This is a genomic window from Geomonas sp. (assembly GCF_035254065.1).
Taxonomy (GTDB): Bacteria; Desulfobacterota; Desulfuromonadia; order Geobacterales; family Geobacteraceae; genus Geomonas.
This window is the reverse complement of the sequence record NZ_DATFBA010000365.1, coordinates 1-9,006: the sequence shown is the minus strand read 5'-3', so window position 1 is coordinate 9,006 and position 9,006 is coordinate 1. Positions and strand designations below refer to the sequence as shown.

Here is a 9,006-nt window from a genome sequence, read left to right as displayed (position 1 = left end):
AAACAAAAAATGCCCCTCGGGATGAGCGGACATGCTGGGGGGCAGAAAGGCAAAGGGGGCACCTTCTGGTAGCCCCCTTTATCCTGCCGCTATGCATGTTACATCGATACCCCAACGGTGCCGTCCCTTGCACCGGGAGATATCCCGTTACCTGGTCATCGCCTCCACGATTTCCCTCCTCGCCTCCCCAATGGTCAGCGGTATGCGCTGGAAGGGAAGCCCCTCTTCGTGCTTCAGCTTGTAGATCAGCTCCGCGATGTGTGGAAGACGCAGCTTCACGTTGTGCAGCTCTTCCGGGGCGGTGAAGACATCCTCGGGTGTGCCTCCTCGCACCAGCTTACCGCGGCTCAGGATGAAAAGCCGGTGCAGGAAGATCGGCACCAGGTCGACGCTGTGGGTGGCCATCACGATGGTGACTCCCTGCTCCCTGTTGAGCCGGGTCAGCAGTTCCATCATGCGGTATTCACCCATGGGGTCCAGCCCGGCGGTCGGCTCATCGAGAAGCAGGATCTCGTGCCCCATGGCGAGGAGCCCCGCTATGCAGACGCGTTTCTTCTGGCCGTAGCTCAGGTTGTGGATTCCCTTACCGGCGAATTCAGCCATATCGACGCTGGCGAGCGCCGCTTCCACCCTGGCCTTCACCTCCGGTTCAGGGCATCCCATGTTGCGGGGTCCAAAGGCGGTGTCATCGAAAACCGTGGTGGCGAACAACTGGTCGTCCGGGTTCTGGAAGACGAGGCCGACCTTGCGGTAAATGTCGCGCGGGTGCAGGCGCAGCACGTCGTCGCCGTCCAAGAGCACCTGCCCCTGGTACCCCTTGATCAGTCCGTCCATCACCTTCAGCAAGGTGGTCTTGCCTGATCCGTTGGAGCCCAGGATGCCGGTGAACTCTCCCCTGGGAACCTCCAGCCGGATGTCGGAGAGCGCGACGGTACCGTCCGGGTATTTGTAGCTGTTCAGGTTGACGGAGATGCGGATGGGGGTCACGGCGAATCCTTTTCTAGTAACTCTTCAAGCTCTTTACACTACGTCGGAAAGTCCCCTCTCCCTCCGGGAGAGGGGGAGATGGCGAGTGCTCATGAAGCATGGTGAGACATATCCCTCTATATGACCCTAATCACAGCCAGCGCGGCGACGATGAGCATGGCGCCTGCCACTTCCATCCCCTTGAAAGGCTTGTGCAGCAGCATCGGCATCTGCCCGTCATACCCCCTCTGCATCATGGCGGTGGTGACGCTCTGGCTGTTGTCGAACGCCTTGATCACCAGCACCCCGGCGAGCGTGCCGAAGGAGCTGAGACCGCGACGGCACCCCACGTAGCCGAGCCGATTCTTCTGCGCCTGGTAGACCACCTGTGCCTCCTCCAACAGCAGGAAAAGGTAGCGCCAGGCGAACAGGGAGATCTCGATCAAGACCTGCGGCACCTTGAGCCAGGAGAGGGCCGCCATCAGCTCTGTGAAGGGGGTGGAAAAGCCGACCACGGCAAGCAGGGAGACGCCTCCCATGATGCGGCTGGCGATGCCGACCCCTTCCATCAGCCCCTCGCGGTGTGCGGTCAACTGGAAGGAGGCGATCTGCAGGGAGAACAGCGGGGTGTGCCCCGCGAAGAAAACCTTCAGCGCCAGCACGGTGAGGGCGATAAATAGCGGCTCGGAGAAGCGCAGAAGCAGGGTCTTCGCGGAGATCCCCAGAGAGATACAGACTCCGAGGCTGAGGACGGAGACCAGCAGGGGGAACGAGGTCGTCCGGGAGCTGATCACCATCACCAGAAGGGCGAGGGCGCTCAAAAGCTTCAGCCTCGGGTCCATTCCCGTCAGCGGATGGGAGGCGGCATGGGTATGTCTCATGAAATGGTGCATCGTTGCCCCGTCGCCGCCTTACCCTTTTTTCGTCAGATCACGCCAGTAATAGCCGGCAACGAAGCCGCCCACGGCGCCGCCCATCAGGAAGACGAAGAGGAGCAGGTCGCCGTTGCCGGGATCGATGAGGGGAGGCCTTGCCTCCCGCCCATGCTCCTTGGCGATCTTCTCCACCACAGCCTCGTCGACACCCGTCCAGGAGGTCCGGGAGTGGGTGAAGAAGTAGGCGGTGACAATGGTGAGCACCATGACCACCGCAACCGTCATCGCCTTCGTTGATTTACCCTTTTGATCAGCCATGCTACCGCAACTCCCTTTCCGTGATCACCCGCATCTTCACCAGCAAGTCCGGGCGCTTGTCGTACAGCACCTTCACCATACCCGCCGTGATCACGCCTTCCACGATGCCTAGCGGCAGCTGGGTCGGTACGAAGGCGATCACCACCTTCATGAACAGCGGTAGGAATTCCGCGTTCCCGCGGATACCGGCGGCAAGGATCAGGGAGGTCGCCGTGTAGGTTCCCCAATCGGCAAAGATGCCAGCGATGAAGCCGGCTACGGCCAGGCTGCCGCCGAGTTGGCGAACCGCCTTAAAAGTGAACCAGCCGACCAGGGAGCCCACCACGCCCATGGAAACGATGTTGGCGCCCAGGGTGGAGAGCCCGCCGTGCGCCATGAAGAGCGCCTGGATCAGGAGCGCGACCGAGGCGATCAGCACACTGACCAGCGGCCCGACCAAAATGGCGGATAGCCCGGTGCCGCAGGGATGCGAACAGGTCCCGGCGGTGGGGACCGGTATCGGCATGCAGGAGATGATGAATACCACGGCAGCCAACAGCCCCACCAGCGGCTTCAGGGAAAGGTCTTCCCGCGCCATGGTGTTGAGGCGCTTCACCCCCAGTGCGACGAACGGGATGGCCACCGCATACCAAGCGCTTGCCCAGGAAAAGGGCAGGATCCCTTCCGAGATATGCATGGCGAAGGCCGGTGTTGCCAACAAGAGGCCAAAGGTTGTGAGGAGAAGGATTCTTCCCAATCGAGACTCCGGGTATCGTGAAAAACAGACGCAGCCGACGTCGGACTGCCCTTCCTCCCGAAGGGGGGAGGCTGGGAGGGGGGAAGACTGTCGGCGATTCCGGCTGAGCTCCCCCTCCCTACCCCTCCCCCTTCGGGCCTGCGCGCTGGAGCGCTCCGGCGCGCAAGCGGGAGAGGGGAGGTCGGTCAAAGGCGGTGGTAACAGTTAGATCTTGTCTCCCCGCAGGTCGTCGGCGAAGATCTTGCCGGCACCGCGGGAGGCGCAGAAATCGCCGCACATGGTGCAGGTGTTCTCGTCTTCCGGGGTCCTGCTGGCCCTGATGGCGGCGGCGTCGGCGGGGAAGAGGGCAAGGTCGAACTGCTTCTGCCAGTTCAGGTCCCTTCTCGCCTTGCTCATTTCCTTGTCGCGCTCGCGGCCCCTCTCCGGGTACTTGTTCATGTCGCCGATGTAGGCGGCGATCTTGGCGGCCTTCACCCCCATGCGGACGTCATCCTCGTTGGGAAGCGCCAGGTGTTCGGCGGGGGTGATGTAGCAGATCAGGTCGGCGCCGTAGCGCGAGGACTGGGCGGCCCCGATGGCGGCGGTGATGTGGTCGAAGCCGGGAGCGACGTCGGTGGAGATCGGCCCCAGCATGTAGTAGGGAGCCCCGCCGCTCATCCGCTTCTGCAGCTTGATGTTCCCTTCCACCTCGTCCAGCGGCACGTGGCCCGGACCTTCCACCAGCATCTGGCAGCCCATCTCCCGCCCGATCTCGGCCAACTCACAGTTTATCAAGAGTTCCTGGATCTGGGCGCGGTCGCTGGAGTCGTGGATCGCCCCGGCGCGCAGGCCGTTGCCCAGCGACAGGACGGTGTCATAGCGCTTCAGGATGTCGACCACCCGGTCGAACTTCTCGTACAGCGGGTTCTCGCGGTTGTTGGCGATCATCCAGGCGGCCATGCTGACCCCTCCCTTGGAGACCAGGCCGCCGTAGCGGTATCCCTGCTTTCTGAGGCGCTCCAGGGTATAGAGGTTGATGCCGCAGTGCACCGCCATGAAGGACATGCCGTCCGCGCACTGGCGCTCGATGATCTCGAAGAGCATCTCGTCGTCCAGCTTGTTGGGATCGCCGTACTTGCGTGCTGCCTCGCAGAAGGCCTGGTAGAGGGGGACATTGCCGACCGGCAGATCGACGGCCGCGATCACCTCGCGACGCACGCGGTCCAGGTCGCCCCCCACCGATAATTCCATCAGGGTGTCGGCGCCGGATTCCTGGGCAGCGAGCCCTTTGCGGACCTCGGCGTCGTAGTCAACGATATCGGAGGAGGTGCCGATGGAGGCGTTGATCTTGGTCTTAAGCCCTTCGCCGATGCCGGCCACCCTCGGCTTCCGGATCCGGTTCCAGGGGATGACGATCTTCCCTTCTGCAACCTTCTCCCGAACGTACTCGGCGGTAAGCCCCTCGTCCGCAGCAACAGTTGCCATCTGCGGGGTAACCACCCCTTCGCGCGCCAGTTCGATCTGTGTCTTCATGTGAGACTCCTTGTCATGTATTCCCTGCACTGTCCCACAAAGCGCTCTGCTATCCCTGGCGAACTGCCGAAATGAAGGTGGATGTAGGAAACGAGGCAATTTTTATAACAGAATCCTTCATGGCCCATGTCGGTCCCCTTCCTGGTCACCGCGTAGAGCCGTTCAACGTGGGGAGGCATCTCCCCCATCTCTGAATAATGAAACTCGTGACCGCGGGCCACGGTGCCCTTGCCGCCGATCAGGCCATCCTCCAGCAGCTCGACCTGCCGGTAGCCGAGCGCCTTGCGGCGCGGCAGCATGGTGGTCTGCACCGGGAAGATGCCGACGAAGGGGTGCAGCGCCTGGTCGACTTCCACGCCGCGGGTGAGGTAGATGAACCCGCCGCACTCCGCGTAGATCGGCATGCCATCCTCCGCGGCCCGGCGCAGGCTCTCCTTCATCGAGTCATTGCCGGATAGCCTCTCGGCGAAGAGTTCGGGGTAGCCGCCGGGGAGGTAGATGCCGGAGATGCCATCCGGAATCGCGTCATCCGCGAGAGGGGAAAAGAAGCAAAGCTCCGCCCCCTCCGCTCTGAGAAGCCGGAGGTTATCCCCGTACACGAAGCAAAAGGCCGCATCGCGGGCCACAGCTATCCGGACCCGACTCTTCGCATCCCCGACTTCTGCTTCCCCCGCGCAGGTTCCCTCTCCCGCCAACTCCTCCACTCCGACCAACATCCCCTCTCCCGAAGGGGGAGGGCCAGGGAGGGGGGACTCCGCTGCAATTGCCGACAGTGTTCCCCCCACCCAGCCTCCCCCCTCCGGGAGGAGGGGCTGTCGGACAGGAGAAGGGGGAGAGCTAAAGTTAACGCCGGTAAGGTCGGCGCTGCTTAACGCGAGCAGCCTGTCCATATCCAGATACTTCTCTACCATGCTTGCGAGGTGCCCAAAGAAGTAGTCGGAGAGCGGGTTCTCGTCGGCGGTCAAAAGCCCCAGGTGGCGCGAGGGGATATGCAGCGACGGGTCCTTCGGGAGACAACCCACGAGCGGGATCTCGGGGTGGCTCGCCGCCATCGCCTCACGCAGCAACCGCTCGTGATTGGGGCTTGCCACGTTGTTGAAAACGACCCCGCCGATCCGTACCTCAGGATCAAAGGTGGTAAAGCCATGCACGAGGGCGGCGGCGCTTCTTGCCTGGCTACGGGCATCGACCACCAAGAGTACCGGCGCGTCCAGCAGCTTCGCGATCTCAGCACTGCTCCCGGCGTCGCTGCTGCCGTCGATGCCATCGAAGAGACCCATTACGCCTTCGATCACAGCGATATCGGCACAGGTCGTGTGGTGGGCGAAGGTGGCACGCACGAAGTCGGCGCCGCACATCCAGCCGTCCAGGTTGATCGAGGTCGCGCCGGTGGCAAGAGCGTGATAGCCGGGATCGATGAAATCGGGCCCCACCTTGAACGGCGCCACGGTCAGCCCCCGCCGACGGAGGGCCGCCATGATCCCGAGCGTCACCGTTGTCTTACCCGACCCGCTATGCGGTGCCGCGATCACGATCCGCTTGATGTCAGCTGGATAGCTCGTCATCTTTTCCCCGACTCATCCCTGCTCATCCTGACTCACTCCCAACCTATCCGAACCCATCCCACTCATAGAAACTCTCCCTCGCCCTTCGGGAGAGGGTCGGGGTGAGGGGAGCCAGCGACCTCCATATCTGCCCACGAAACGGCACAACCAGCAGTCGTTCACCCTGAGCCTGTCGAAGCGCTTGAAACTCCTACGGCAATTAAAGACCCGGACAAATCGGACACGTGCTTCGACAGGCTCAGCACGAACGGGAACAGCTGACCAAGCTCCTCGATTTGATGCTAAGGTGGCAGAGGATCATCTCTTGCTGCAAGCTTCCCTCACCCCCCGCCCTCTCCCGTGGGGAGAGGGGGCCAGGGCTAGCCGTTCAAGAGTTTAACGACGCTGTTGCCATCGGCGTAGTAGTCGATCACGTTCATACAGCAATAGCTCTGCTCGATGCTGAACATGGAAGAGAGCGGGGCGCCAAGAGCGCTCATCAGGATGATCCGGTTCACGCCTCCGTGCGCGATAACCAAGACTTCCTCCCCGCGATGGCGTTCCACGATCTCGGCCATGGCAGGGAGTGCCCTGGCGGCTACTTCATTGATGGTTTCCCCGCCGGGAGCCCTGAACCCCATGAGGTCCGCCATGCGGGCTTCCCATTCGCCAGGACGGGTCCGCTGGATCTCCGGGACGGTCATCCCCTGCCAGACGCCGCAGCCGATCTCGCGCAGTCCCGGCATCTTGACCGGCTCGACACCAAGGTAGGGCCCCAGGATCTCCCCGCCGCGCACGGTACGGGTCAGGTCGCTTGTGTAGCAGGCACTGATCCGGTCTGCGTCGAGCCGCGGTTTCAGCTGGTGGTACTGTTCTATCCCGCGAGGGGAAAGTCCGACGTCGTTGTGGCCGTTGTAGCGGGGACCGCCCTCGACTTCGCCGTGGCGGATCAAGTGAACGCGTGTCTTTTCTGTCGTGTACATACAGCTCCTATTGGGGTAGCCATCCGCCGTGGAAGAGGATCAGCAGTATCAGCAGGCAGCCGATTTCGTTCAATTCGCTGGCGCAGCCGATCACGTCACCGGTGATGCCGCCCAGCTTCCGGTGGGACCATGACTTGATCCCCCAGGTCAGCAGGTAGAGAAACAGAAGGCAGGCAATCCCGTTTAGGCCCAGCAGGAGATAGCCGGCCGCCACCGTAAAGAGGAAGGCGAGGGCGAATTGCCAAAGCCCTGCACCGGTGATGAATGCGGAGCCGAGGCCGTTGGCCCGCGCGCGGGTGGCCCCAACCGTCATCTGCACTTGGGCAAGCCTGGCCGCCGCCGGGAAGAACAAGAGCGCATCGCGCTTATGCTCGAGCGGCAGGGCGAGCAGCGCCCGGTACTTGAGCCCGAGGGCGAGCACCAGCCCCACGGCTCCCACGGCGCCGACCCGGGAATCCTTCATGATTTCCAGGAACCGCTCGCGCGATCCTCGTGCTGCCAACGCGTCACAGACGTCGGAAAGACCGTCGAGGTGGAGCGCACCTGTCACCAAGGTCAGCACTACGACAAGGACCAGGTCGCTAACCCCGCGCGGCAGCACCGGCGCCAGCAGGAAGTCCGCTCCCGCCAGAAGAGCCCCCAGGCAGAGCCCCACCAGCGGGAAAAAGGTCATGGATCGTCCGAGGTCCTCCTCGTCGCAACGCACCGCGAAGGGGAGCGGGACGATGGTCAGGAACTGGAAGGCGATCAGAAAGAGTCTCATGTGGGGTTTCCTTCCGCTCAGCCGAGCTCACCGGCACTAGAGTGGACTTCAAAAGTCCCCCTTGATAAAGGGGGATTTAGGGGGATTGCTTTTGTATGTGAAAAAAGGCCAGAAGCAATCCCCCCCGTCCCCCCTTTCTCAAGGGGGGAGCCCAGGGGCACTCTCTCTAGCTAACACGACCGGCATCGACAGCGAGAATTATCTGTCGGAGACACCGGCTTCGGCGAAGGTCGCCATCTCCTTGATTATCTTGGCGGAGGCTTCGATGAGCCCCATGGCCAGGGCGGCGCCGGTCCCTTCGCCCAGCCTCATTTCCAGGTCGAGGATCGGCTTGGCCCCGATCCGCTCCAGCATGCAGCGGTGCCCGATCTCGACCGAGCTGTGGGCGGCGAAGATGTAATCCCTCACGTGCGGGTGCAACTCGGATGCGATGAGTGCCCCGGCCGTGGAGATGAAGCCATCCACCACCACCGGGATCCGGTTGGCAGCAGCGCCCAGCACAAGGCCCGCGATGCCGGCGATCTCCAGTCCACCCACTTTCGCGAGCACGTCGATGGGGTCCTCGGGGTTGGGGCTGTTCAGATCAAGGCCTGTCTGGATTACGGCGATCTTTTTCTCCAGCGCCGTGTCGTTGATGCCGGTGCCGCGGTGGGTGACGTCGCGCACGCTGCAGCGGGCGATGGCGGCGATGATGGCGGAGGAGGGGCTGGTATTGCCGATCCCCATCTCGCCGGTGCCCACCATGGAAACGCCTTCCTGCTTAGCCTGGTCGGCCAGTGCGATGCCCACCTCGAGTGCGGCAACCGCTTCCTCGCGGGTCATGGCGCTTCCCTTGGCGAAGTTACGGGTCCCTTTGGCTATCTTGCGGATAATGAGGCCGGGGCTCGGTTCGAAGTCGAAGTCGACGCCGATGTCCACCACGCGCACCTCCGCGCCAACGTGGCGGGCCAGCACGTTCACCCCTGCGCCGCCGCGCAGGAAGTTCAGCACCATCTGGGGGGTCACCTCTTTCGGAAAGAGGGAGACACCCTCCTCGACGATGCCGTGATCACCGGCGAAGGTGAAGATGACCTTCTTTTCGGTGCTGGGAGTCAGGTCCTCATTGATGGCGGCCAGCCTGCGGGCCATCTCTTCCAGACGCCCCAGGGAGCCGGGCGGCTTGGTCTTGTTGTCGAGCTTTTCCTGCGCCTTGGCGAGGAAATCCTCGTCGACCGGCTGGATATTGGCGAGAGTCTTGTTCAAGAGTTCCACGATAGCCCCCTTCAAAAGTATTCAGATTAGCCCCCAGCTTCCGCTATCGCGTTCCCCC

At 62.8% G+C, this 9,006-nt stretch carries 8 protein-coding genes and 1 pseudogene; all 9 read right to left on the bottom strand.

Going from position 1 to position 9,006, the window contains the following annotated elements:
• Window positions 1-147: 147 nt before the first annotated feature.
• The gene (locus VJ604_RS16995; protein ID WP_324084586.1) at window positions 148-978 is read right to left on the bottom strand and encodes an energy-coupling factor ABC transporter ATP-binding protein; all 831 of its coding nucleotides are present in this window, start codon (window positions 976-978) and stop codon (window positions 148-150) included.
• Window positions 979-1,103: 125 nt separating this feature from the next.
• Window positions 1,104-1,847, bottom strand: a complete 744-nt coding sequence (gene cbiQ / locus VJ604_RS16990) for a cobalt ECF transporter T component CbiQ (protein WP_324084585.1) — start codon at window positions 1,845-1,847, stop codon at window positions 1,104-1,106.
• Window positions 1,848-1,877: 30 nt separating this feature from the next.
• Window positions 1,878-2,159 carry an energy-coupling factor ABC transporter substrate-binding protein gene (locus tag VJ604_RS19330; protein WP_349256698.1) on the bottom strand — a complete coding sequence of 94 codons (282 nt, stop codon included), beginning with the start codon at window positions 2,157-2,159 and terminating at the stop codon, window positions 1,878-1,880.
• 21 nt (window positions 2,160-2,180) lie between these two features.
• A pseudogene (locus VJ604_RS16985) lies at window positions 2,181-2,895 on the bottom strand (energy-coupling factor ABC transporter permease); the annotation flags it as partial.
• Window positions 2,896-3,099: 204 nt separating this feature from the next.
• Window positions 3,100-4,407, bottom strand: coding sequence for a phosphomethylpyrimidine synthase ThiC (gene thiC / locus VJ604_RS16980; protein WP_324084584.1), 1,308 nt, complete (start codon window positions 4,405-4,407; stop codon window positions 3,100-3,102).
• On the bottom strand, window positions 4,404-5,972 hold the full coding sequence (locus tag VJ604_RS16975; protein ID WP_324084583.1) for a cobyrinic acid a,c-diamide synthase CobB: 1,569 nt from the start codon (window positions 5,970-5,972) through the stop codon (window positions 4,404-4,406). The genes thiC and VJ604_RS16975 overlap by 4 nt, the downstream gene beginning before the upstream one ends.
• 359 nt (window positions 5,973-6,331) lie before the next feature.
• Complete coding sequence (locus VJ604_RS16970; protein ID WP_324084582.1) at window positions 6,332-6,934, bottom strand: histidine phosphatase family protein; 603 nt, start codon at window positions 6,932-6,934, stop codon at window positions 6,332-6,334.
• 7 nt (window positions 6,935-6,941) lie between these two features.
• Window positions 6,942-7,697, bottom strand: a complete 756-nt coding sequence (cobS, locus tag VJ604_RS16965) for an adenosylcobinamide-GDP ribazoletransferase (RefSeq protein ID WP_324084581.1) — start codon at window positions 7,695-7,697, stop codon at window positions 6,942-6,944.
• Window positions 7,698-7,895: 198 nt separating this feature from the next.
• Window positions 7,896-8,948, bottom strand: coding sequence for a nicotinate-nucleotide--dimethylbenzimidazole phosphoribosyltransferase (cobT, locus tag VJ604_RS16960; RefSeq protein ID WP_324084580.1), 1,053 nt, complete (start codon window positions 8,946-8,948; stop codon window positions 7,896-7,898).
• Window positions 8,949-9,006 lie beyond the last annotated feature (58 nt).

Coding starts and splice junctions, on each gene's coding strand:
- VJ604_RS16975 (WP_324084583.1), bottom strand. CDS start 5,972: ATGACGAGCTATCCAGCTGACATCAAGCGGATCGTGATCGCGGCACCG.
- cbiQ (WP_324084585.1), bottom strand. CDS start 1,847: ATGAGACATACCCATGCCGCCTCCCATCCGCTGACGGGAATGGACCCG.
- VJ604_RS19330 (WP_349256698.1), bottom strand. CDS start 2,159: ATGGCTGATCAAAAGGGTAAATCAACGAAGGCGATGACGGTTGCGGTG.
- thiC (WP_324084584.1), bottom strand. CDS start 4,407: ATGAAGACACAGATCGAACTGGCGCGCGAAGGGGTGGTTACCCCGCAG.
- VJ604_RS16970 (WP_324084582.1), bottom strand. CDS start 6,934: ATGTACACGACAGAAAAGACACGCGTTCACTTGATCCGCCACGGCGAA.
- cobS (WP_324084581.1), bottom strand. CDS start 7,697: ATGAGACTCTTTCTGATCGCCTTCCAGTTCCTGACCATCGTCCCGCTC.